Annotated in this window: 22 protein-coding genes; 21 read left to right on the forward strand and 1 reads right to left on the reverse strand. The window is 42.8% G+C overall.

Going from position 1 to position 24,664, the window contains the following annotated elements:
• The first annotated feature begins 32 nt into the window (after window positions 1-32).
• The 5 genes from B8983_RS00555 to B8983_RS00575 all read left to right on the forward strand — a co-directional run bounded on the left by B8983_RS00555 (window position 33) and on the right by B8983_RS00575 (window position 4,112).
• The gene (locus tag B8983_RS00555; protein ID WP_084281911.1) at window positions 33-944 is read left to right on the forward strand and encodes an HpcH/HpaI aldolase/citrate lyase family protein; all 912 of its coding nucleotides are present in this window, start codon (window positions 33-35) and stop codon (window positions 942-944) included.
• Window positions 944-1,885 carry a Gfo/Idh/MocA family protein gene (locus B8983_RS00560; RefSeq protein ID WP_084281912.1) on the forward strand — a complete coding sequence of 314 codons (942 nt, stop codon included), beginning with the start codon at window positions 944-946 and terminating at the stop codon, window positions 1,883-1,885. Before B8983_RS00555 ends, B8983_RS00560 begins: the two co-directional genes overlap by 1 nt.
• Before the next feature lie 104 nt (window positions 1,886-1,989).
• Window positions 1,990-2,490 carry a GlcG/HbpS family heme-binding protein gene (locus B8983_RS00565; RefSeq protein ID WP_200806850.1) on the forward strand — a complete coding sequence of 167 codons (501 nt, stop codon included), beginning with the start codon at window positions 1,990-1,992 and terminating at the stop codon, window positions 2,488-2,490.
• A 222-nt stretch (window positions 2,491-2,712) separates the two neighbouring features.
• On the forward strand, window positions 2,713-3,144 hold the full coding sequence (locus tag B8983_RS00570) for a VOC family protein (protein ID WP_084281913.1): 432 nt from the start codon (window positions 2,713-2,715) through the stop codon (window positions 3,142-3,144).
• 2 nt (window positions 3,145-3,146) lie between these two features.
• Window positions 3,147-4,112, forward strand: coding sequence for a Bug family tripartite tricarboxylate transporter substrate binding protein (locus tag B8983_RS00575; RefSeq protein ID WP_084281914.1), 966 nt, complete (start codon window positions 3,147-3,149; stop codon window positions 4,110-4,112).
• 182 nt (window positions 4,113-4,294) lie between these two features.
• Here the strand turns inward: B8983_RS00575 and B8983_RS00580 are convergent, their stop codons facing one another.
• Complete coding sequence (locus tag B8983_RS00580; protein WP_084281915.1) at window positions 4,295-5,293, reverse strand: Bug family tripartite tricarboxylate transporter substrate binding protein; 999 nt, start codon at window positions 5,291-5,293, stop codon at window positions 4,295-4,297.
• A gap of 77 nt (window positions 5,294-5,370) precedes the next feature.
• On the opposite strand from B8983_RS00580, the gene B8983_RS00585 reads away from it, so the two are divergent.
• The 16 genes from B8983_RS00585 (at window position 5,371) to B8983_RS00660 (ending at window position 24,632) form a co-directional block, all read left to right on the forward strand.
• A complete protein-coding gene (locus tag B8983_RS00585; RefSeq protein WP_159460771.1) occupies window positions 5,371-6,000 on the forward strand; it encodes a glutathione S-transferase family protein in 630 nt (209 codons plus the stop codon).
• 11 nt (window positions 6,001-6,011) lie between these two features.
• The gene (locus B8983_RS00590) at window positions 6,012-7,178 is read left to right on the forward strand and encodes an enolase C-terminal domain-like protein (protein WP_084281917.1); all 1,167 of its coding nucleotides are present in this window, start codon (window positions 6,012-6,014) and stop codon (window positions 7,176-7,178) included.
• A gap of 46 nt (window positions 7,179-7,224) precedes the next feature.
• Complete coding sequence (locus B8983_RS00595) at window positions 7,225-8,121, forward strand: alpha/beta hydrolase (protein ID WP_084281918.1); 897 nt, start codon at window positions 7,225-7,227, stop codon at window positions 8,119-8,121.
• A gap of 76 nt (window positions 8,122-8,197) precedes the next feature.
• Window positions 8,198-8,794 carry a cupin domain-containing protein gene (locus B8983_RS00600; RefSeq protein ID WP_084281919.1) on the forward strand — a complete coding sequence of 199 codons (597 nt, stop codon included), beginning with the start codon at window positions 8,198-8,200 and terminating at the stop codon, window positions 8,792-8,794.
• On the forward strand, window positions 8,795-9,802 hold the full coding sequence (locus B8983_RS00605) for a Bug family tripartite tricarboxylate transporter substrate binding protein (protein ID WP_084281920.1): 1,008 nt from the start codon (window positions 8,795-8,797) through the stop codon (window positions 9,800-9,802).
• A 22-nt stretch (window positions 9,803-9,824) separates the two neighbouring features.
• Window positions 9,825-10,388 (forward strand): carboxymuconolactone decarboxylase family protein, encoded by a 564-nt coding sequence (locus tag B8983_RS00610; RefSeq protein WP_084281921.1) that lies wholly within the window; start codon window positions 9,825-9,827, stop codon window positions 10,386-10,388.
• 113 nt (window positions 10,389-10,501) lie between these two features.
• Window positions 10,502-11,692, forward strand: coding sequence for an amidohydrolase family protein (locus B8983_RS00615; protein WP_084281922.1), 1,191 nt, complete (start codon window positions 10,502-10,504; stop codon window positions 11,690-11,692).
• A gap of 106 nt (window positions 11,693-11,798) precedes the next feature.
• Window positions 11,799-13,541 (forward strand): CocE/NonD family hydrolase, encoded by a 1,743-nt coding sequence (locus B8983_RS00620; RefSeq protein WP_234986832.1) that lies wholly within the window; start codon window positions 11,799-11,801, stop codon window positions 13,539-13,541.
• Window positions 13,542-13,793: 252 nt separating this feature from the next.
• Window positions 13,794-14,984 carry an MlaE family ABC transporter permease gene (locus B8983_RS00625; RefSeq protein WP_084281923.1) on the forward strand — a complete coding sequence of 397 codons (1,191 nt, stop codon included), beginning with the start codon at window positions 13,794-13,796 and terminating at the stop codon, window positions 14,982-14,984.
• The gene (locus B8983_RS00630) at window positions 14,984-15,736 is read left to right on the forward strand and encodes an ABC transporter ATP-binding protein (RefSeq protein ID WP_084281924.1); all 753 of its coding nucleotides are present in this window, start codon (window positions 14,984-14,986) and stop codon (window positions 15,734-15,736) included. Before B8983_RS00625 ends, B8983_RS00630 begins: the two co-directional genes overlap by 1 nt.
• Window positions 15,733-16,659 (forward strand): MlaD family protein, encoded by a 927-nt coding sequence (locus B8983_RS00635; RefSeq protein ID WP_143736051.1) that lies wholly within the window; start codon window positions 15,733-15,735, stop codon window positions 16,657-16,659. Before B8983_RS00630 ends, B8983_RS00635 begins: the two co-directional genes overlap by 4 nt.
• Window positions 16,656-17,297 (forward strand): ABC-type transport auxiliary lipoprotein family protein, encoded by a 642-nt coding sequence (locus B8983_RS00640; protein WP_084281926.1) that lies wholly within the window; start codon window positions 16,656-16,658, stop codon window positions 17,295-17,297. Before B8983_RS00635 ends, B8983_RS00640 begins: the two co-directional genes overlap by 4 nt.
• A 105-nt stretch (window positions 17,298-17,402) precedes the next feature.
• Entirely contained in the window at window positions 17,403-18,941 is a 1,539-nt protein-coding gene (locus tag B8983_RS00645; RefSeq protein WP_084281927.1) for an efflux transporter outer membrane subunit, read from the forward strand.
• 13 nt (window positions 18,942-18,954) lie between these two features.
• The gene (locus tag B8983_RS00650) at window positions 18,955-20,163 is read left to right on the forward strand and encodes an efflux RND transporter periplasmic adaptor subunit (protein ID WP_234986833.1); all 1,209 of its coding nucleotides are present in this window, start codon (window positions 18,955-18,957) and stop codon (window positions 20,161-20,163) included.
• Window positions 20,164-20,212: 49 nt separating this feature from the next.
• Window positions 20,213-23,287, forward strand: coding sequence for an efflux RND transporter permease subunit (locus B8983_RS00655; protein WP_084281928.1), 3,075 nt, complete (start codon window positions 20,213-20,215; stop codon window positions 23,285-23,287).
• A 100-nt stretch (window positions 23,288-23,387) separates the two neighbouring features.
• The gene (locus tag B8983_RS00660) at window positions 23,388-24,632 is read left to right on the forward strand and encodes an MFS transporter (protein WP_084281929.1); all 1,245 of its coding nucleotides are present in this window, start codon (window positions 23,388-23,390) and stop codon (window positions 24,630-24,632) included.
• Window positions 24,633-24,664 lie beyond the last annotated feature (32 nt).

A 24,664-nucleotide genomic window follows, 5' to 3' on the forward strand; every position in this document is an offset into this window, starting at 1 on the left:
ATTGAAAACCCATTATTAAAGAAAGATTCTCTATGAAAATTTGGCGCAGCCTCCTCTTTGTTCCAGCAAACCAAGAACGTATGTTGAATAAATTAGATTCATTACCAGCAGATGGTTTTATTTTTGATTTAGAAGATACGATTCCTGATCCCGAAAAAAACAATGCCAGACAAATGACTCTAGATGTCATGCCAAAGGTAAAAGGTGACCGCAGTTGGGTCAGGGTCAATGGTTTATCTACAGGATTTATGCATGAGGATTTAGATGCCCTCATCGGCGCGCCGGGTCTGACGGGCTTAATTGTGCCTAAAATGGATTCCTTAGCGGATGTAAATACGGTGGATAAGCTGATGGCAAGTCTTGAGATTCGTCGTGGACTTACTGTCGGATCAACTCCCATAATTGTGATGATGGAAAGTGCTGGTGGGGTCCTTGACTCAAGAGCCATTATGACCAGTAGCCCTCGGATTCAGACCATGATTTATGGTGGTGGAGAAGATGGTGATATGAATGTCTCACTTGGTGCTACTTGGACGAGTCCCGGCCCAGAAATGATGTTTGTGCGGCAATTTTCTTTAGTGTCTGCTAGAGCGGCAAATTTTGATTGTCCACTTGACGGCGTGTTTGCCAATGTGAAAGACCCAGAGGGTTTTAGGAGCGATACACAATTATCGAAGCGTTTAGGCTATCGCGGTCGTACTGTGATTCATCCGAATCAAATTGAGGATGCTAATAATATTTATACCCCAACCGCTGCGCAAATCGAATATTACTCTAGAGTGGTAAACGCTTATCAAGAAGCCTTAACGCGTGGCGTTGCTAGTACCACTGTTGACGGTAAGTTAGTTGATTTAGCGATGTCTAAAACTGCACAACGTTTACTGGATCATGTGGCGGCGATCAAAAATATTGAGGCGATTACTGGCTTTGTGGGAAAAGCGTAATGGTCAATGCAGCTATTTTTGGTTTAGGTCGTTGGGGTAGAAATCTCGTCAATGCGGTTGAGCATAGTGATGTTGTCCGCTTTCAAAAGGCAGTCGTCACGAATCCTCAAAAACATCTAGATTTTGCACAGGAAAAGCAGTTAGTAGTAACTGCTGACCCAAACGAAGTCTTGCTCGATCCATCGATCCAGATGATTGTCTTAGCGACACCCCACCTGTTGCACTTGCCACAAATTACTGCAGCAGCAAAAGCCGGTAAAGCAGTTTTTTGTGAAAAGCCGCTGGCTTTGAATTTAGAGGAAGCCCAGCGTGCAGTAGCTGTTTGCCAAGAGCATCAGGTCTTATTGGGGGTCGGACATGACAAACGTTTTTGGCCCTCGATGCAGCATGTCCAGCAGGTTGTCAGATCAGGTGAACTTGGTAAGTTGATTCATATTGAGGGAAACTTTACCAATGAGAATCTAAAAAATTTCCAAACTTCTTGGCGTGATCTTCCGGAGAATGTCCCAGGTGGGAACTTAACGGCGACTGGGATTCATATTGTTGATGCCTTTACCAACCTCATGGGCCCTATCAAATCCGTAGAAGGTATTTATCGTCAAATGGATGGTGGCACGATGGATACTTTAGCCTTGCTGGTGGATTTTGCATCTGGCGCAACCGGACTGTTATCTTCACCTAGACCATCACCGGTATTTTGGCGAGTACATGTATTCGGTCAACATGGCAATATCGAGTCCAGAGGTCCATTGCAAAGCATTCAGAGCATGTCAGGTAAAGAGGCAGTTGTGAAAGAGTTTGCGCCAATAAATGCGTTGCAATTTCAGCTAGAGGCGTTTGCTCGGGCAATTGAAGAGAAAACGGATTACCTGATTTCGCCGCAGGAGATTTTAAATACGGTGGCTGCTTTTGAAGCAAGTACCAAAGCGGTTGATTCATAAAACTGTATTCAATTGCTTTGAAAACAGCTTCTCAGGGTTTACTCCTCTTGTAGGCTGACACCTAGGAGCTTAGGATGAAAGAAATAACCATAATGGAGATCAATATGAAAAAAGTTTCAAAATTACTTACTCAAGCCACCGTTTCATTGGCGGCTTTAATGGTCGTTTCAAGTTCGCAGGCTCAGCTTCTGAACCATAAAGATATGACTGCTTCCATTGCCATGACAATGGCTCAGACAGCAATCGCCACTTGTAAAAATAATGGTTATGTAATATCAGTCAGTGTCGTTGGCAGGAATGGAGAAATCATTGTTCAAGTGCGTGGCGATGATACTGGAATGCATACAGTTGAAAACAGTTTTAGAAAAGCTTATACAGCGCGGACCTTTCGTGTACCTTCCGGCGACATTGTGACTCGCTTAAAAAATGACCCAAGCTTTCCCCTAATACATCTTAGTAATGTGATTGCTAATCAAGGTGGTTTACCCATTAAGTTTGGTGATGAAACAATTGGTGGGATAGGGATCTCTGGCGCACCTGGCGGTGATAAAGATGAAGCTTGTGCAAAAGCTGCATTAGATAAAGTCGCTGATCAACTTAAATAACCATTATTTTCTAAATACTGCAAAATCCTTTCCTTAAAAAATCCATCAAGTCAAACCTTAGTGGGCTTTATGGTTTGACTTGAACTTGGTTTTTTAAAGACAGCAATCATTCTTCAGATATAAGTCAATGAACCTGCCATTTAATGCTCGCCAATACACATCACCTAAGGGATGTTGTAAGATGGATTGAAATAATACATTCAAATAAAATAGGAGACAAACATGGCCAAACTTCGACATATCACGATTACCGTTGAGGATCCAGAAGCTGCTGCGGAGTTCTACATTAATACCTTTGATATGAAAAGAGTTGGTGGCACCGATTGGGAAAATGCAAAAGGCGTTTATTTGAGTGATGGCACGATGAATTTGGCCTTACTGAAGTATAAAAACGACGCCTCAGCAGGTGATCGGGGTGCGAACTTTGTTGGGCTACATCATTTGGGGTTCTGGGTCGATGATGTTGGTCAAACCAGGAAATCACTAGAAAAAAATGGCGCCACCTATTGGATGGGCGATGTGAGACATGATGGCGGATTTTATGAAGTGAAATACTTTGACCCTCATGGTGTCGTCGTAGATATTAGTGAACATGGCTGGAAGGGCGCTACCAAAGAAGTCATCCCAACGCCATCAACTGAGTCAATGAAGTGATCATGATGAAAACACTTTTAACTAGCCTACTCTTTTGTTTGATAGCACCATTTGCTTGGTCGCAAAGTTATCCCACAAAAACAGTGAAAATGGTTGTGCCATTTGAAACGGGAACACCCGATTCCTTAGCGCGGATTTTGGCAAAAGAATTGACTGCAAAAACGAACCAGTCTTTTTATACTGAAAACCATCCCGGCGCTAATGGAATTATCGGTACGGATTTAGTTGTCAAAGCAAAGCCCGATGGCTATACGCTCTTAGTTACTTCTTCATCGATTGTGGTGAATCCTAGTTACTACAAAAAGCTTCCTTTTGATTTAAAAAAGGACTTAATTCCAGTGACGAACCTTGGTAGTGTCGAAGCACTTCTGGTGGTTGTTAATGCAAAATCATCTTATAAAAATCTGAGTGAATTTTTGAAGTTTGCCAAGGACCCCAAAAATAAGGTCTCTTACGGAAGTCCAGGCAATGGGAATCATTTGCATGTTTCTAGCGAATATTTCAATCAGAAGATGGGGCTGGATATGACCCATATTCCTTATAAGGGTGCTGGCCCTGCGACTACAGCGCTACTTGGGGAACAAATTCAAGTGTTAATCACAACGCCACCATCTGTGTTGCCCTATATTAAGGATGGTAGGTTTAAAGCCATCGCCTACACGGGCTTAAAACGAGCATCTTTCTTGCCAGATGTTCCTACCGTTGCAGAACAAGGATTTCCTACTTTTGAAATTGATGGGGGTTGGTTTGGCTTATTTACAACCGCTGGCACACCTCCAGATACAGTCAATAAAATTCAACAACTGATTCAACTGGCGATTGAAAATAAATCCGTGAAAGACAGTATTGTGCAAATTGGTTTAGAGCCTGTAATCGACAGTCCAGAGCATTTCAAAACCTATGTAAACTCCGAACAAACTAGATATTCTGAACTCTTAAAAATGCTGAACATTAAAGCGCAAGAGTAAGGCGCCAAGGAAAAAATTCAACTTATTATTCATACGCAAGAAGGTGTGATTCATTGTCCAGTTGAACCAGGGTGAAATTAGTAGTCAGGTGAAGAACTAAATACTTGTTATAAATATTTAGTTCTTTCCATTAGTGACCTTTAGACCTGTCTCGTCAACAGATAAAGCGTAGTAGGTGCTGATTAATCTGGTTTAATGTTGCCAGCCTTAACTACCTTCGCCCACTTCTCGACTTCCTGTTGAATAATCTGAGTTGTTTGTTCAGGCGTTGGCGTAAGCACAATGTAGCCTAAGCCTACTAGTTTTTCTCGCATGACTGGCTCTTGAACAATTTTGGTAATTTCCTGATTCAGGTAATTCACAATGGCTTTAGGCGTTCCAGCTGGAGCGGAAATAAATTGCTGGGTATCTCCTTCAAAGTCAGGAAAACCAGATTCATTAATGGTTGGTACATTTGGAATCGTCGCAAAGCGCGCCTTGCTGGTAATCGCTAAAGCAATGAGCTTGCCTGCATTAATCTGAGCCATCGCTGGCGGTAATGCCGAAAATCCAACTGGAACTTGATGACCAAGGACTGCTTGTAAAGCTGGACCACCACCGTTATAAGGAATATGTTTCATATCTAAGTTGCCGCGAATCTTTAGTAATTCCATACTGAGGTGAGGGCCGGTACCATTCCCTGGTGTCGCATAATCCACTTTACCGGGATTGGTTTTTGTATAAGCGACGAAGTCTTTAAAGTTTTTCGCAGCAAAATCTGGACTGGCAACGAGGACATTCGGCGAGCTTACAGGGAGTGCCACTGGCGCAAAGTCTTTTAATGGATGAAAGCCAGGATTTTCATAGAGGGAAGGATTGATCACATAAGCACTACTCATGAGCAGCAGGGTATATCCATCCGGAGCTGATTTTGCCACTTGTACAGCGCCAATATTCGCCGCACCACCTGGTTTGTTTTCGACGATAAATGATTTTCCTGAATTTTCAGATAATTTTTGAGCCAGTAGACGTGCGATGATATCTGAGGGGCCACCCGGTGCAAAAGGCACAATGATCCTGACGACTTTCTCGGGATAGGGAGCAGCGCTAGATTGACTATATGCACCTGTACTAAACGCTAAGGTGAATGGGAAAAAAACGAGTGGCAATACTTTCTTAAAGTGGCGCACTAGAAAGTTCATTTCGAGCTCCTAAAAATAGTGAATATGTCATTACATGGTCTATCATATTAGTATAAATAACAAATATGGAGATAAAAATGGATGAACTAGTCCTTTGGGGTCGTCTGAACTCAATTAACGTTCAAAAAGTCTTGTGGACTCTTGAAGAATTGGCGATTCCCTTTCAACGTATTGATGCTGGCTTGCATTTTGGTGTGAACAAAACACCAGAGTATTTGCAGAAAAACCCCAATGGCCTAGTGCCCATGATTGATGATAATGGCTTCATTCTTTGGGAGTCTCACACAATCATGCGTTATCTCGCTAAAAAACAAACAACGTTAGGTCAACTTTATCCTAATGACAATCAAATTCAAGCGAAGATCGAGCAATGGCACGATTGGTACAACACGGTCTGTTGGCCGCCGATGAGAACCTTGTTCTGGGGCTATGTGAGAACGCCTGAGGCAGAGCGGAATGCTCAAGAGCTCGAATCTGCACGTCAACAAATGATTAAAGTATTAACCATTCTGGAAGATCAATTGACCAAGTTTAAATTTGTGGCCTGTGATCAATTTACTCTGGCGGATATCCCTGTTGCTCTCGTGGCTTATCGCTGGTTCAATATTCCGATTGAACGTCCAAGTTTCCCGAATGTCGAACGCTGGTATCAAGAAGTAAAAAAACGACCAGGCTTTTTGAAGTATTCATCCGACCCTTTAAGTTAAGAAAAAATGTTATGAAGATTGTAGATATAAAAGAAATTGCCATCCCGTTAAAGTCATCCTTACGTAACTCGGTATTTGACTTTAGTGAAATGACTACCTCAGTCGTTGCTGTCATTTCAGATGTGATTCGTAATGGTAAACCGTTGATTGGTTATGCCTTTAATTCCACTGGGCGCTATGCTTGTGGTGCGCAGATGCGCTCACGCTTAATTCCTAGAATTTTAAGTGCGAATCCAGATGATTTACTGGATGCCAGCGGTAGTAATTTTGATCCTGCAAAAATCTTTGCAAGGATGATGCTCCGAGAAAAACCAGGGGGACACTCTGAACGCTCAGTTCCGATTGGCACGATTGAAGTAGCAGTTTGGGATCTAGTCGCGAAGGTGGCTGATAAGCCACTTTACGTGGTCCTCGCCGAACGCTTTAATCAAGGCAAGATTCCGACCAAAGTGCCGTGTTATGTAGGCGGCGGTTGGTATGCTCCGGGTAAGGGCATTCCAGAGTTAAAAGACGAAATTTCACGTCGTAAAGATGAGGGCTATACGGTCATGAAAGTCAAGGTGGGTGGTGCGCCACTCGCGGAAGACTTAGCTAGATTAGACGCTGCTATCGAAGTAATGGGCTCACCGCAAAGTATCGCCGTTGATGCAAATGCGGCTTGGCAACGTGAAAGCGCGTTGACGTACGCAAAAGCATTAGCTCCTTATGGTCTGCGTTGGTTAGAAGAGCCAACAGACCCTCTGGATTATGCGTTATTGTCTGAGTTAAGTGGTTTTTATGAAGCCCCGATTGCGACTGGAGAAAATTTGTTCTCTACTCAAGATATTCGTAACTTAATTCAGTTTGGTGGCTTGCGCAGTGATCGAGATATTATCCAGATTGATGTGCCCCAATCCTACGGGATTACTCAGTTTTCAAGAACCTTGGACATGATGGCGGAAAGAAACTGGCAACGTTCACAAGTGTTCCCCCATGGTGGCAACTTGATGACATTAGCCATCGTTGCAGGATTTGGTTTGGGTGGTTGCGAAGCTTACCCCGATGTCTTTGGTGCTTTTGCAGGTTTTGCGGATGATTCGATTGTGACAGAGGGATCAATTAATTTATCTGATCGGCCAGGTATTGGATTTGAAGGGCAAAATAACCTATTTAGTCTGATGCAAACCATTACGAATTAAAGTCAAAAAGGCAATAACAAGGACATGATTTAAATCAGGGAGACTTATGTTTAATCACTATAAAGAGGCAGCAAATGCCCAAGCGCAGTCAGGTATCAAATCAGCGGATCCATTAACCCAACCGTTAGAACAGGCCAGGCAGCAACAAGAACAGTATTTTCAAACGCTGAATCAAGATTTGCCAGAAGTTGCAAAAATTGAGGATCGATTGATTGCAGGGCCTAGTGGCGAGATTCCAATTCGATTGGTGTATCCCCAAACAAAGGAACCTACTCGGTATTTGATTTTTATTCGGGGCGCAGGGTTTTGGGCAGGATCCTTAGATTCGCACGCAAGAACAATGAGAACCTTAGCGCTGGAAAGTGGTTGCGTCGTGTGCGGGATTGATTATCGCCGCGCCCCTGATTTTCACTTTCCCGTCCAACGCAATGAAGTGATTGCGGTGCTGGAGTACCTCAAATCACAACAAATGAGTCTTGGTATTCATGGTAAGCCGGTGCTCTTTGGTGAGTCTGCTGGTGCCACAATTGCCCTGAGTGCTGCTCAAGCTTTAAGAGATCAAAATAACGATGCACTTGCTGGTTTAATTTTGTTTTATAACAATGCGGGTGGTTTTAAACCAGAAGCTCGGGAGTATTCACAGTGGGTTTGGCAACAATACTTAGGGCCAGATACCCCTTTAGATGATGCACAGGCCACTCCCTTATTAGGCAGTGTTACTGGCTTGCCACCCATTTGGCAGGGGGTGGGAGCGGATGATCCACTCATTACGGATACCAATAAGTTAGCGCATCAATTAAAAGCGATTGGGATTGACCCTCAAGTAAAAACCTTTCCCAACTTACCACATGGTTTTTTAATGTGGACAGGTAGTTTGCAACCAGCTTTGGATGCACTGAGAGAAAGCGTGCAAGTGATGAAAGGCTTTTTTACAGCTGAGTAAAATGAATCGATGCTTGAAGACGGATCAAATGTAGTATCAATAAAAAATAAAAAGTTTAATTTAAGGAGATAACAACATGCAAAGATGGACCCCAACCCAAGAAGAAATGAAAAAACAAATCGCACGTTTTAATGAAATCGTGCCTGTAAAAAAACATCATTTAGAGGAAAAGGGTATTCCGCCTGAAGTGTTAGAAATGATTATGGCGAAGACCACACGTAATGTGATGTCACCTGGGCCGTTGCCAGGTCAGTTGTCGCCCAAGCCTGCTGTAACGGGCGGTGAAGCTGGTGTGTTTCGTCTAGGAATTGCTACTTGCCCACCTAATCAAGGTCCTGGTTTACATGTCCATTACAACACTGAAGAAACCTTTATGGCCCTGACTGGTCGTTGGGAAATTCAATGGGGTGATTTTGGTGAAGAGTCGATTATTTTGGAGCACTTGGATTTAGTGGCGATGCCTAAAGGTGTGACGAGACGCTTTATTAATCGTTCTAATGAAGATGCTCATTTGATGGTCATCATTCAGGGTAAGCGCGAAGAGTTTGATGACGTTGATCGTGTACCACAAACCGCTGAAAATATTGCTAAGAAATATGGTCAAGGCATGGTAGAAAAACTACAAAGCATGGGTTGGAAATTTACGATTGGTGTTGAAGCAGAGGGACAATAAGTGCCAAACTTTCGACTACGACGGAGTGTGCTACGTGCTAGCTCTTTAGCACTCGGCTATCCACTAATGAACGAAGCCAGCGCCCAGGCTGATCCTAATAAGTATCCAACGCAACCAATTAAAGTAATTGTGCCATTTGCTGCAGGTGGTACTCTGGACGTCGCCTTGCGACCCATTAGTCAAGCGCTCCTAGAAAATTTAGGGCAACCTATCTTAATTGATAATCGTGCTGGGGCAAATGGCATGATTGGTACTGATTTGGTTGCTAAAGCAAATCCTGACGGCTACACCCTGCTTGCAGTGACTGCTTCTTTTGCACTGAATCCTAGTATCTATAAAGAGATGAAATATGATGTGCTCAAAGATTTCACGCCGATTACCTGCATCATGCAAGGGGTTGGCTTTGTCATGGTTGTGCATCCGTCACTTCCCGTAAAAACGGTAGCGGAATTCATTGCCTATGAAAAGAAATCCAATCAAACGATTGCGTATAGTACGCCTGGAATAGGGAATACGATTCATATTGCCAGTGAACTGTTTAATCAAAAGACCGGTACGCATATGTTGCATGTGCCTTATAAAGGCAGCGCACCTTCTCTGAATGCATTGGTGAGTGGTGAAGTGCAAGTTGCGATTATGCCGCCAGGCATTGTGATGCCATTTATTCGCAGTGGCAAGCTCCGTGCAATTGGTTTTACAGGCGAGAAACGCTTGCCCGAGCTACCAGAGGTGCCAACGATGGCCGAGGTAGGAATCAAAGATATGGTATTTCAGGGTACATGGATGGGACTCTTTGGCCCAGCTAATTTACCAAAAAATATTGTAGAACGATTAAATAAAGAATTCTCACGCGTTTTACAACAACCCGTATTAAAACAAACCCTGAGTAATTCTGTGGCAGGTTATGTATCTGATGGCGGGACGCCAGAACAGATGGCGAAGTTACTACGTGATGACGTCAAAAGATATTCAGAAATTTTACAAAAATTAAATATTCAACCATCCTAAATGAAAGACGAATGAGCACCCTATGACGAATACCACACCACGCTTTCCACATCTTCCAGTAGAAGCTTTATCACCAGCCCAAAAAGTAGTCTATGACAAATTAGTGAACGGCCCTCGTAAAGGGATTCGTGGGCCATTTGGCGCTTTACTCCGTAACCCACAACTCGCTGATCGAGTCAGTCAGTTAGGTGATAGCGTTCGCTTTGAAAGTAGTTTGCCGGACACCCTGCGCGAAATGATGATTTTGATGGTCGCCAGATTTTTTAAAGCCAGATATGAATGGCATGCGCATGGCATGATTCTGAAAGGGCTTGGTTTTGCTGATGAGAAAATTGCTGCAATTGGCCACCGTCAGCGTCCACAGGGGCTCACTGAGGATGAAACGATTGTGTTTGATTTTGTGACCGAGCTACTCAATGATGGGGAAATCACCGACCCAACTTTTGATAAAGCGATGGCTCGTTTTGGTGAAGTAACCGTGTTAGATATCTTAGCAACGGCAGGTTACTTTGGTTTTGTATCCATGATCCTGAATGCCATTCGTTTACAAGTTCCTGAAGGCGGCATGATCATGCCAGAAGATTAAGTTAACACTCTTTCTACTGAGTGAAAACCCCTATATCGCCCTGCTTTGAATTGATTAAGATGGTTTGAGTAAAAATCTTTTGTATTACTAACTATAACTATCATGGAGACAACATGACATCAAGACGTTCCTTTATTAAAAATTCAGTATTTTCTGGTATCGCTTTTTGTTCTTGCGGTATGTTAGACCGTGCGTTTGCACAGTATCCATTGACTGAGGAGCAAAAACGCTTAGTTGCGATCACCAAAGACGCTGGGAATGATCCTAAAAATAATTACCGCCATCCCAATATGGGCAATAAACGCAAACCTACATTTATTGATGGTAGACGAATTAATACCATTGATACACATGCCCATTGTTTCTTTCCAGAAGCAGTTGCTTTAGCTGGTGAAGGCGCCAATATTAATGCTTCTGTTAAAGGTGGTCCACAACATTACATTCCGATGTCCAATCGTGAGGCAGTTCAGTACCGTTTAGATACGATGGACGCCATGGGCATTGACATGCAGGTTTTGTCAGTGAATGTTTTTTGGTATAACAAAACCAGAGAAGTCGCGACCGAAATTTGTCGGATTAATAATGAAAATCTCGCTGCCTTGTGCATGGCGCATCCGGGTAGATTTGCGGCATTTGGTTCCATTGCGATGCAATTCCCAGACTTAGCAGTCAAACAGTTGGAAGCACTGATGAAAATGCCTGGCATGAAAGGTGCTGCCATTCAAGCGAAGATGCTGGAAACAGATTACTCCCACCCGATGTTTGAGCCCGTGTTAGCCAAAGCTGAAGAACTAGGCGCGGTATTATTTATGCACCCACAGAGCACTCCGCAACTGGCGAATCGCTTCAAAGGGAATGGTTGGTTATCGAATACGATTGGTAATCCATTAGATACAACGATTGCCCTAGAACACTTAATCTTTGATGGCACATTAGACAAGTTCCCGAATTTAAAAATACTCGCCCCACACGGTGGTGGATTCTTAGGTTCCTACGCCCCTAGAATGGATGTGACTTGTTTTATCTCACCAACCAACTGCGACCCTAAAATTGTTCTTAAGAAAAAACCAACCGATTATCTGAAGCAAATTTACTTTGACTCTTTAGTATTTACTCCTGAAGCTTTACGCCATTTAGTGGCAGAAGTCGGCGCAAGCCAAGTCATGATTGGTACCGATCAGCCAATTCCTTGGAATGATGATCCAATTACCCATATTTTAAGTACGCCACTCTCGAATAAAGAGAAGGCACAAATTTTGGGCTTAAATGCGGCGCAGTTACTCAAAGTACAAGGTATTTTCTAATGGATTCAGCAAGTCTATCCAGGAAATAGTGGTCAAAGTTTCCTGGATTTTTTATAACAATTGATCAAAAAAAATAGTTAATAACAAAAATTTTAAAGGAGTTGTAATGAGTTTTAAAACAGAAATTCGTGCTGGCATGAAAATCGATTGGGATGTGCCTATTCGGATGGATGATGGTATTGAGGTTCGCGCTGATATTTTCAGACCAGTAGCAGATGGCAAATATCCTGTCATTATTACTTATGGACCTTATGCAAAATATTTACATTTTGAACAACTCTATAAAACTTGCTGGGATCGAATGATTGAGACTTTCCCGGAAGTTGGGGATGGTTCCACGAATCAATTCCAATCTTGGGAAGTCGTTGATCCAGAAAAATGGGTGCCGGATGGTTATATTTGTATTCGCGTTGATTCACGTGGTTGCGGCAGATCTCCAGGTTATGTAGAACTCTGGAGTGCCCGTGAGGCGCAAGACTTTGCAACTTGTATCGATTGGGCTGGTGTCCAGCCTTGGTCTAACGGTAAAGTCGGGATTAATGGTATCTCGTATTACGGTATGAATCAATGGCAAGTGGCTGCGTTACAACCAAAACATTTAGCTGGTATTTGTATTTGGGAAGGTGCGAATGACTTTTATCGCGACTTAGCGCATCATGGCGGTATTTTATGTAACTTTATTGAAAACTGGTACGACATGCAGGTGAAGTCAGTACAGTATGGCTTAGGTAAAAATGGCTATCGTAGTAAGTTAACCGGTGACTGGGTTTCTGGTCCTGAGACCTTAACTACGGAAGAACTTGGTGCCAATCGATTTGATTTTGGCGGACTCGCTTTTGAGCACGAATTTGATGATGAGTTTTGGAAAAGTCGTACCCCAGACTACAGCAAAATCAAAGTGCCGCTTCTGTCCGCAGGGAACTGGGGTGGACAAGGTTTACACACGCGCGGTAACGTCGAAGGATTTTTGAATGCCGCTTCCGAAGATAAGTGGTTAGAAATGCATGGTATTGAGCATTGGACGCATTTTTATACAGATTATGGCCGTAATCTTCAAAAACGCTTTTTTGATTACTTCCTCAAAGGCGAACAAAATGATTGGCGTAGTCAACCGAAAGTCTATTTACAAGTGAGACATCCGGGTGAAAAGTTTGTGGCTCGTGCTGAAACATCATGGCCACTCGCTTCTACCCAGTGGACCAATATGTACCTGGATGCGAACAATCAAACTTTGCAACCTAATGCAGTACAAACGTCTGCTCAAGTATCTTATCGTGGTTTGTCAGAGGGTTTAACCTTTTTGACGCAGCCTACCGATCAAGATATGGAAATTACCGGTCAACTTGCTGCCAAGTTATTTGTATCTTCTAGTACGCAGGATGCGGATTTATTCTTAATCGTACGTTTGTTTGATGCGAATATGAAAGAAGTGACTTTCCAGGGAGCTTTGGATCCGAACACGCCAGTTGCGCAAGGTTGGTTAAGAGCTTCTCATCGTGCTTTGGATGTAGAGAAGTCCAAGCCATATCGGCCATATCATCCACACTTGAAGCGTGAAATGCTCACCCCCGGTGAAATTTATGAGTTAGACGTTGAAATTCTACCGACTTGTATTGTGATTCCAGCGGGATACCGTATTGGTTTAACAGTACGCGGCAAAGACTATGTCTATCCGGGTGCAACGGGCGCTAAATTGTCGAACATGAAGCATCCATTTACTGGAGTAGGACCGTTTACGCACAATCATCCAAAAGATCGTCCACCTGAAATTTTTGATGGTCAGGTGACTTTGCATACGGGAGGTGCGCATCAATCTTACCTGTTATGCCCAGTCATTCCAAAGAAATAAGTCAGTGTAGTTTGACAACTCTAGGCTTGTGTTAGCTAGATGTACCAATAGAACAGATTTGATCAGGAAGTTATTTCCAAGGTCAAATCTGTTTTACTTTGAACTCCCCCAAATATTAGAGCTTATTCGTGCACCTTGGCTATTCTTGAGCCGCATTCATCGTTAAAATAGTAAGGTATCATAAGTTTTACAATCAAAAATTCGTTTGCTAGCTCAGTACGGCAATTACCTAAAATAATCGACTTCAATTTAATGAATACATTACAGTCAGCGTCGCTTCAGGCGAGTGCACTGCAGCCGATCCATGAGACCTCGATTGCCTCTTGGCAGGTAAATAGTCCAACGCTCGCCAAGTTGGTGTTACAAGGTAATGTAACTATCCATTCGTTACAAAATGTATGGCGAACCATTCGTAACGCGCAAGATCAATGGCTCAAACTACCATCCAGTACTAAAATCCTAGAAATTCATGCTACAAAAGTGACCTATCTAGATGGTGCAGGGGTGGCTTTTCTGATCGATATTCAACACGCTCAGCAGAAATCTCAGAGTGGGGTACAAATTATCGGCCTAGCTGAACGTTTCTTGCCACTGCTAAAACAGTTTGAACCGATAGAGCAGTTGTTCCCCGAAGAAGCTGAACCAGTAAGTGATGGGCTGATTGTTAGCCTTGGTAAAACAACTTCAAGTGCTTTGCAAGACTTGAAATTATTGGTTACCTTCATTGGGCGCTTGTTAGCCGATTTAATTTGGGCTACTACCCATCCACTCAAAGTGCGCTGGAATGATTTTGTGGTTGCCGCTGTTCAGGCTGGTATCGCCGCTTTACCCATTGTCGCATTAGTTTCTTTTCTGATTGGTGTGATTTTAGCCTTTCAGTCGGCTGTTGGGATGCGCCAATTCGGCGCGCAAACTTTTGTCGCGCCTTTAGTTTCTTTAGGTATTTTTCGTGAACTAGGGCCACTGATTACAGCGATTTTACTGGCAGGACGCTCTTCGGCGGCCTTTGCTGCCGAGATTGGCACGATGACCGTGAATAACGAAGTGGATGCATTAGTCACAGCCGGTCTGAATCCGATGCGTTTTTTAGTCATTCCACGCGTCTTAGCTGGAGTATTAGTTGCGCCTATTTTGACCATTTTTGCGAATTTAATTAGTGTCTTTGCCGTTTGTATCACCATGACGATGTATAAAATCCCACTGATTACTTCCTATAACGGCCTATTAAATACCGTACATCTCAACGATATTTTCTCTGGGTTATTCAAGTCGATTTTATTTGGCATCGTTGTTTCGGGTGTTGGTTGTATGCGGGGTATGCAAACCGGGACCGGGGCTGCTGCAGTTGGCATTTCAACGACCCGTGCGGTGGTGAGTAGTATTGTTATGATTGTCGTCGTTGATGGCATTTTTGCCTACGTTTCTACGAAGACGGGCTTCTGATGAATGTGCTAGAAGTTAAAAATCTGACGGTTGGTTACGGGACCAAAGTTCTCTCCAAAAATCTCAACTTTCAGGTGAAAGAGGGGGAAATTTTTGTGATTTTAGGGGGTTCAGGTTGCGGTAAGTCGAGCCTCTTAAAAAACCTTTTTGGCCTCTACCAACCCCTTTCTGGCGAAGTCTTGATTGATGGAGCGGATATTACCAAAGCGAGTGGTGAAGCTTTACAAGAAATCATGACGCATTTTGGTGTGATGTATCAACAGGGTGCTTTATTTGGATCGATGAGTCTCATCGATAACGTCATGTTAATGATGCAAGAGTACAGCACCCTAGATGAGCAAGCGATTCGGTTAATTGCTAGATGTAAATTGGATTTGGTCGGGTTATTACCTTATGAGCATTTTATGCCGAGTGAGATTAGTGGTGGCATGCAAAAAAGAGCGGCAATCGCGCGAGCCATGGCATTAGATCCCAAAATCTTGTTTCTCGATGAGCCTTCCGCAGGCCTAGATCCGGTAACTTCTGCAGAATTGGATCAAACCATCCTTGATTTATCCAGAAACCTAGGTATTACCTTTGTGATTGTGACGCATGAACTTGCTAGTATTGAAACCATTGCCGACCACATTATTATGTTGGACAAAGAGAGTCAGGGGATTATTGCCAGAGGAGACCCTCGACAATTAAAAATAGAAAGTACCGACCCTAGAGTTCGAAAGTTTTTTAATCGTGAAATGGATGCTAAATTGTGAAAAATCCTAATGCTAGTTACTACCGACTGGGACTTTTTGTCTTACTTGGAATTCTGATGACGATTGTATTAACCGTGGTTTTTAGTTCTGGTAAGTTATTTAATAAAACCTATACCGTAGAAACTTACCTCGAGGGTTCGGTCACGGGGCTAGATGTGGGTGCCTCTGTGCGTTATCGCGGTGTCAGAGTTGGCAAAATTACCTCGATTCAATTGTCTAGCGCCCTCTATGAAAATAAGTTAGCCCAGTTCGATCGTCATGATTACGTAGTGGTAAGGATGCAGCTTGAAGAAGAACAAATCAAGGAAATTCATATTGAGGATTTAATCGCCAAAGACTTAAGAACCCAAATGAAAAGCCAGGGCTTGACGGGCGTTAATTATATTGAGTTGAATGTGGTGAAAGATAGTGCGAACTATCCTGCCCTGCAATATGCTTGGCAGCCTGCCAATCCCGTCATTCCATCTTTACCTACGCAGACGGATATGGTGATTGGGGCGGTACAAAAAGCAATTAACGCAGTCGATAATTTGAATTTGGATGAAACTAAACAGCAGTTAGAGCTGTTAATTAAGAATATGAATTTATTAATTGCCGGGGATGGCAAAAAGAATCCAGGCTTAATCACCACAGTCAATGATTTAGATCAATTGATGATCAATGTTAATAAATTATCGAATAATCCGGAGTTGAATACTATTATTAAACATACCGCTGACTCTTCGATCTTGATTCGTAATCGCTTAAGTAGTAGTGATAGCGACATACAAATGACCTTGAGTCAAATCAAAATGATGGCAGAACAACTCAACGACTTAACTCGACAACTGAGCAGGAATCCATCGGGGGCAATTTTAGGACCAGTACCTGCAAAAGTACTGATGCCGTCCAATGTAAATAATGGAAGTGAGAGCGGAAAATGAAAATTTTCAAACTAGTGTTGTGTTGCACTGTTTTGGTGCTGAGCGCCTGTAGTCTGACGAAGCCAATCGATGAGGTAAAACAGTGGCGTTTAATGCCTTCTCGGTCTGCGCCACCTAATGCGTCTAAAGCGAACTTCTGGATTACCCAAGGTGGGATGACCGTGGTCACACCTTTCGATACCAAGTCTTGGGTATTTATGGTGGACGAAGCTAGGTTCCAAAAAGATTTTTACAACGAATATATTTCAATGCCTGGTGAAATGATCACGAATGCCACGCGCCAATGGTTAGAGCAGGCAGGCGTATTCCAATTTGTTAACCCCAATAACAATAACCTATATGCCAACTATGTTTTGCAAGGGAATGTGGAGGACTTATACGTTGACATTCGCCGCGACCCGAAAGTTGTCATCAAAATTAATTATTTATTAATGAGTCATTTAGATTTAGAAAATCCAGTGGTCCACCGGAAAACCTATTCAGTCATCGAGCCGATTACCGGCAAGCTGGATAGTCGCGACATTTTAAAAGCACAGGAAATAGCGCTCAGTAAAATTTTGACGCAACTAGAGGGTGATTTAGCAAATGTTAGTCAATCTTTACAAATAATCCCTCTAAAAAATAGACGTAAAAATTAATCCAAGTCAGGGTGTTAGTGGGCTCACTGACATCAGATTTCATCTCAAAATGTTATGATGGGACTTACTTTAATTGCTATAACCACTAAAAAACCTATTTAATTCATGATAAACAAAACTGTTATTTCTGTTAGATCGACAGCCATTTTAGGTTCAGTTACGGTGCTTCTCAGCGCATGTGCTGCCGGCCCAGATTATCAGTCGCCAACTTTACCTAGTTTTTCATCCCTACAAACCGTGGTAAGCGCTAAAGAATTAACTAGCGTGCCCAATACGATTGGTGGTTCAAAGCAACGGATTGATGCCGCCTTAGCGTTCCCAACCCAGTGGTGGAGTGAATTTCACTCGGATGCTTTAAATCAACTAGTACAAGTGGCTTTAGAGAAAAATCCAACTTTAGCTGCTGCGGATAAGTCTTTATTAGCGGCCAAAGAAAATGCGAATGCTCAATATGGGGCATTGTTCCCAACCATTGCAGCGACGGGAAATGTAGCTCGTAACTCTTATCCTCCAGCAACTTATGGCCAAACGAGCGGTAACAACAATACCTACAATTTATATGGTGCAGGCGTTAATGTGAGTTATCGACTTGACTTAACGGGTGGTGTTCGGCGTCAAATTGAAAGTGCTTTGGCACAAGCAGATTTTCAGAAGTACCAACTCGAAGGTGCTTACTTAAGTTTGACATCCAATGTGGTGGCAACAGCTATTCGCGAAGCTTCCCAAAGAGAGCAGTATGAAGCACTGGCGAAAATCTTAGAATCGCAACAAGATTTTGCAAAATTAGTCGGTAAACAATTTGAAATTGGTACTGTTTCGCAAATTGATGTCAGTTCCCAAAATACACTCGTCGCAAATTCACAAAGCCAATTACTCAATTTTGAAAAGAATTTAACCATTACTCAAAATCAATTAGCTGCTTTGATGGGTGGCTATCCGGGAACTTCGAGTCCTAAGATTGATTTAAAAACTTTGCATTTGCCGGAGCAGTTACCCGCCATGGTTCCTTCTGCTTTGATCGCGCAACGACCTGATATTTTGGCCGCCGAAGCATTGGTCAAGTCGACCAATGCGCAAGTTGGAGTGGCAACAGCCAATTTACTGCCGCAAATTAATTTAACCGCAAGTCTGGGCACTTCTGCTTTATTAAGTGATATGTTGTTTGGTCCACAGGCTACTCTTTGGACATTAGGCGCGGGTTTGACACAGCCGTTGTTTCAAGGCGGTTCTTTAACTGCAACTCGTAGGGCCGCAAAAGCCAATTATGAACAAGCGGCCTTGAATTATGAAGCGGTTGTAATTAATGCTTTCGTCGAGGTATCGAATGCCTTGAAGGCGCTTGAAGTCTCTGCTAAAAATTTAGAAGCTGCTGCTACGGCAGAAAAAAATGCTGGGATCAATTTGAATTTGGTAGAGCAACAATACCGCTTTGGTACAGCAAATTATTTGGCAGTGCTCAATTCACAAACCCAGTACCAACAAGCAAAAATTAATTTAATTAATGCTCAGGCAGACCGCTTTGCCTACTCAGCTGCACTCTACGCTACCTTAGGTGGTGGCTGGTGGCATCGGTCAGGGCCAGTGTCCCTGCGGGCTAATGCAAATAGTAACGCGCCAATTTCTCAAACGCAATTAACGAAGTGAAATGATTATGAATATGACAACTCCTCCAACTGATTCTAGTTCGAACAAATTATCAAAGTCACCCATGCGTAAAAGAATGATTATCATGCTTGCCAGCGTTGGCATCTTGATGGGTTTGATTATTGCCTTTAATGTGTTCAAAGGCATTATGATCAAAAAATACATTGCTGGTGCTGGTATACCTCCCCAAACAGTCACATCTATTCAAGCTGAATCCTTGCTGTGGCAACCCCAATTAACGACAGTTGGTAATGTTCGAGCATTTCGGGGCGTCGAGTTGGGCACCGAAGTAACCGGCCTCGTGAAAGAGGTATTTGTTAAATCTGGCCAAGAAGTTAAAAAAGGTGATTTATTGATTGAGCTGTCACAAGATGCTGACCGTGCTCAATTACAGGCATTGCAAGCACAAGCTGAATTAGCAAGGGTTATTAGTGAACGTGACAAGGCCCAATTAGCGATTAATGCGATTAGTAAAAATGCTTATGATTCGAGTCAGGCTGATTACAAGGCAAAATTAGCGCAAGTAGCGCAACAAACTGCCTTAGTTGAAAAGAAAAACCTACGCGCCCCATTCAGTGGCAAAGTCGGTATCGTGTCCATTAATCCTGGACAATACATTAATACGGGTGAAAAATTGTTTACCATTCAAACGGTTGATCCTGTTTATATTGACTTTACCATGGCACAAACCACTTCTGAAAATATCAAAGTTGGTCAAGTGGTGCATGTCAAGGCAGAAGGAATTAATCAAGATTTTTCTGGAAAAATTACCGCGATTAGTCCAAAAGTAGACTCAAATTCTAGAAATATCCAAATTGAAGCTTTAGTGACAAATGCGAATAAGAAGCTCCTACCTGGCATGTTTACGAATGTCAAAATTGAATCTGGTGAGAAAGTTAAATATATTACGATTCCAAATACGTCGATTGCTTACAACCCTTATGGGGCGATGGTCTATGTGGTCAAACGTGCTGAAGAACCAACCAGTGACTCCGCTAAAGATAAAGGAACTGCTGATAGTGCACCGAAGTTAGTCGCTCAGCAAATATTGGTAACGACAGGTCCTACCCGGGGCGATCAAGTAGCTATCCTGACAGGTCTTGCCGTCGGGGATGAAGTCGTTACTTCTGGACAGTTGAAATTAAATACAGGTACGCCACTCATCATTAATAACAGCGTGATACCTGCAAATAATATCAACCCAACTCCGCAGGAAAAATAATGTTTTGTTGTTTCGCTAAATTGTTGAATTGTATGAAAAGAGCCATTCTATGAATTTCACCGACGTTTTTATTAAAAAACCAGTAATGGCTTTAGTGGTAACTTTTTTGATTGTGTTACTGGGTTATAAGTCGTTTATGAACTTACCCTTCAGCGAATATCCAAAAACTCAAAACTCCACAATCACAATTACTACCGCCTACTACGGTGCAGATCCGCAAACGATTGCTGGATTTATTACTCAACCATTAGAAGGTGCGATTGCTCAAGTTCAAGGGATTGATTTTCTTTCTTCAACCAGCGTGAATGGACTGTCTACGATTATCGCTACCTTGAAGCTGAATTATGATGCCAATGCGGCTTTAGCGAATATCACGACCAAAATCACTTCCGTCAAAAACCAGTTACCTCCGCAAGCGCAGGCTTCAGTGATGGACATTAAAACGGGGCAATCCCTAGCGGCAATGTACATGGGATTTAATAGTGAAAATTTTGAGGCGAATAGCTTAACGGACTATCTATTACGGGTTGTTAAACCAAAGTTAGATGCGGTTGAAGGCGTTCAAAATGCTGAAATTTTAGGCGGTCGTAAGTTTGCGATTAGAGCATGGCTCGATCAAGACAAAATGGCTGGTTTAAATGTCAGTGCGAGCGATGTATACAAAGCCTTAGCAAGCAATAACTATTTGTCAGCGGTAGGTACGACTAAAGGTGATATGGTCAGTATTGACCTCAAGGCAAATACGGATTTACAAAAGCTCGAAGATTTTAATAGCCTAGTGATTAAGGCCAATGGCGCCGATATTGTGCGCTTAAATCAAATTGCAACGGTTACCTTGGGCTCAGAAGATTACAGTATCAATGTGCAATTTAGTGGCAAACAGTCAATTTTTATTGGTATTAACGCAGCCCCTAATGCGAACGTCTTAGATGTAGCGAAAAATGTCAGGGCTGTTTTCCCAAGTTTAGTGAAAGATTTACCGCAAGGAGTTCACGGACAAATTGTGTATGACTCCACGAAGTCGATTACAGCTTCCATCAAACAAGTTGAACATACGATTATTGAAGCACTCGTGATTGTCACGGTCGTTATCTTCTTATTTATGGGCAGTTTTAGAGCGATTGTGATTCCGATTATTGCGATGCCTTTATCCTTAATTGGTACCTTTATCATCATGTCCGCACTTGGCTATTCATTAAACCTGCTGACCTTACTGGCTTTTGTGTTAGCCATTGGCCTGGTGGTGGATGATGCAATTATTGTGGTGGAAAACGTCGACCGCCATTTGAAGGAAGGCAAGTCTCCCATGGAGGCTGCTCTATTATCCGCTAGAGAATTAGGTGTGCCTATCTTTGCGATGACGATTGTGTTAGTAGTGGTATTTATTCCGATTGGTTTTCAAAAAGGCATTACCGGCGCGTTGTTCTCCGAGTTTGTGTTTACCCTAGCCGGTTCCGTCGTCGTTTCTGGGATTGTTGCGTTGACCTTGTCGCCGATGATGTGCTCGAAGTTACTCAAGCATGACCATAATCCTGGTAGATTCCTCAGAACGATTGATGGTCTTTTCTTGAAATTAGAAAATAGCTTCCGTGTTCGCCTCAGAAGCTTGCTGACCACTTGGCAGGTGCTGGTCATTATGGGCGCTTTAATTTTGCTCTCCTTAGGCTATTTATTTGCCACTTCCAAAACGGAGTTAGCTCCTACGGAAGATCGTGGCTTGATTTATTTAAGTATGTCCGGGCCACCGAATGCGACAGTGAATCAAATGCAGACCTATGCAAATCAAATGTATGAAATCGCTTCAAAAGAAAAAGAGTTTATGCAGATGTTCCAGTTAACGTTTGCGAATAGTGGCTTTGGCGGTATTCTCTTAAAAGATTGGGATGAAAGATCGAAAAGCTCACTGACTTTTCAATCAGAAATTCAGCAAAAATTTTCTAGTATTGCGGGTATTAGGGCGCAGGCTTTCCATATGCCAGCTTTACCAGGGGCAACAGGCGCACCATTGCAGATGATTATTAAGACGACTGAGCCTTATGAGAACTTAAATGAAGTGACACTCAAGGTGGTTGAAAAACTCTATAAAAGCGGTCTCTTTTTCTTCGTTGATAGTGATTTAAAAATTAATAAACCACAAGATATCTTAGAAGTTGATAAAGACAAAATTGCTGCTCTGGGAATGACACAACAGGATGTGGCCAATGAGTTGTCGATTGCGATGTCTGGTGGATATGTAAATTACTTCGCGGCAGCAGGTCGTTCTTATCGGGTGATTCCACAAGTTTTACAGGTGAACCGTTTAAACACGGATCAAATTCTTAATCAGACCATTCGTACGCCGAAGGGCGATTTAATCCAAGTCAGAAACATTGCCAAGATTGTTCATAAAGTGATACCAAGTTCGATTAATCACTTCCAGCAGCTAAATTCTGCGCAATTGGTTGGAGCGTTTTTGCCTACAGTTTCTGAGGGTGAGATCATTGATTTCGTTACTAAAACGATTTATGAAGTGGCGCCAACAGGTTACTCCGTCGATTACTCAGGACCTACCCGTCAGTCTGTGCAAGAATCAGGTGGCTTTGTCGGGATTATGTTGTTCTCAATCGCAATCGTCTTCTTAGTGTTAGCTGCTCAGTACAATAGCTTCCGTGACCCGATCGTTGTGTTGGTTTCAGTGCCAATGGCAATTTTCGGTGCTTTAATTTTTATTAATTTAGGCTGGACGACGATTAATATTTACACAAAAGTTGGGCTTGTGACTTTAGTTGGCCTCATTAGTAAACACGGGATTCTCATTGTTGACTTCGCCAATCACTTACAAGCGGAAGGGCGGTCAAAGTTGGAAGCCATTATCGAAGCGACAAGTATTCGTCTCAGGCCAATTTTAATGACGACGGCGGCGATGGTTTTCGGTGTGATCCCATTGGTATTGGCCTCTGGTGCTGGAGCTGCAGGTACGAGTTCCATGGGTAAAGTGATCTTTACTGGCTTAGCACTGGGAACCCTCTTTACCCTGTTTGTGGTGCCAGCAATGTATTATTTCTTAGCGGCAGACCATCATCAAGCGGTCGATCACAATGCCAATGACGTAGCTCACGATGCAGAATCAGCTAGTTCACATTAACCAATGGATGTGCTCTAGGAAACTATCACGTCAGCAACTGGCTGTCGTCTGTAAAATAGCGAAGTGCAAGGGAATCCTTGGCTTCGCTTAAAATATTGCTATGCATTCAAAACAATCTACAACTAAAGCATTTAGAGACTTATTAATTTATCGGATTGCCTCCACCATCAGCTATCAAATGATGATGGTCGCAGTCGGGTGGCATATCTTTGAAATTACCCATGACGTCATTTCATTAGGTTTAGTTGGCCTAGCAGAGCTTGTGCCTTATTTTTTATTCGCACTCTACGCTGGCCATGCTGTTGATTATTACTCGAGAAAACTGATTGCATTTTTAGCTTGCCTGTTACACGTCCTCGTGGGGATATTTTTAATGTTGGTTGCATTGGATTATCTCCAACCTGCCACTGCCTTAATTTATCTTGGCGTTGCGCTCTTAGGTATCGGTCGCGCGCTCTTAAGACCTTCTTATCAATCACTGTTTGGCGAACTCATCCCACGTGAGGAGACCCCTAAATATTCTGCATATGCGTCTTCAGCTTTCCAAGCATGCGTGGTGAGTGGTCCTGCTATAGCCGGTGTCTTAATTGGTTTAATTGGACTAGAGTGGACCTACCTAACGGCAGGTGTCTTTGCCATGTTTGGTATGTACGCCATTGTTTTAGTAAATGAAAAGCAACATAGTAGTTTGGAACATAAAAACCAGTTTTTCAAAAGTTTAAAGATTGGTTTAAGTTACGTAAAAAACCACCATTTACTATTAAGCACGATGTCGCTTGATATGATGGCAGTCCTTTTTGGTGGAGCCGTGTCGATGTTACCTGCTTTTGTGAAAGAGGTACTCCATGCTGGGCCAGAGGCTTTGGGAATTTTACGCGCTGCGCCAGCTATTGGTTCGATGTTAACGGGTATTTATCTTGCCCGTCATCCGATCTTAAAGTACTCCGGTAAATATATGATTGCGGCAGTGGCCGGTTTTGGGGTATCGATTATCGGTTTTAGTTTGAGTCAAACGGTACTACTGAGCGTTGTATTTTTGACCTTAACAGGATTTTTTGATGCGATCTCCGTTGTGGTGCGTTCCGCGGTTTTTCAATTAACCACTCCTGATCAAATGCGAGGTCGGGTAAGTGCCATTAATGGCATTTTCGTGGGATCCTCGAATGAGTTAGGTGCCTTAGAGTCTGGTCTAGCAGCAAGTTTGTTGGGGCTGGTGCCATCCATTGCCTTTGGTGGAGTTGTCACAATTTTAGTAGCTGGAGCCACTTATTTTATGGCGCCTACCTTAAGAAAAATGGATTTAAAAGATTTAATTGAAGAACATGCGCAAGATCCAAAGCCATAAATTCCAAATATAATCGTTAAAATTCAAATAAA

This window comes from Polynucleobacter kasalickyi (assembly GCF_900176405.1).
GTDB lineage: Bacteria > Pseudomonadota > Gammaproteobacteria > Burkholderiales > Burkholderiaceae > Polynucleobacter > Polynucleobacter kasalickyi.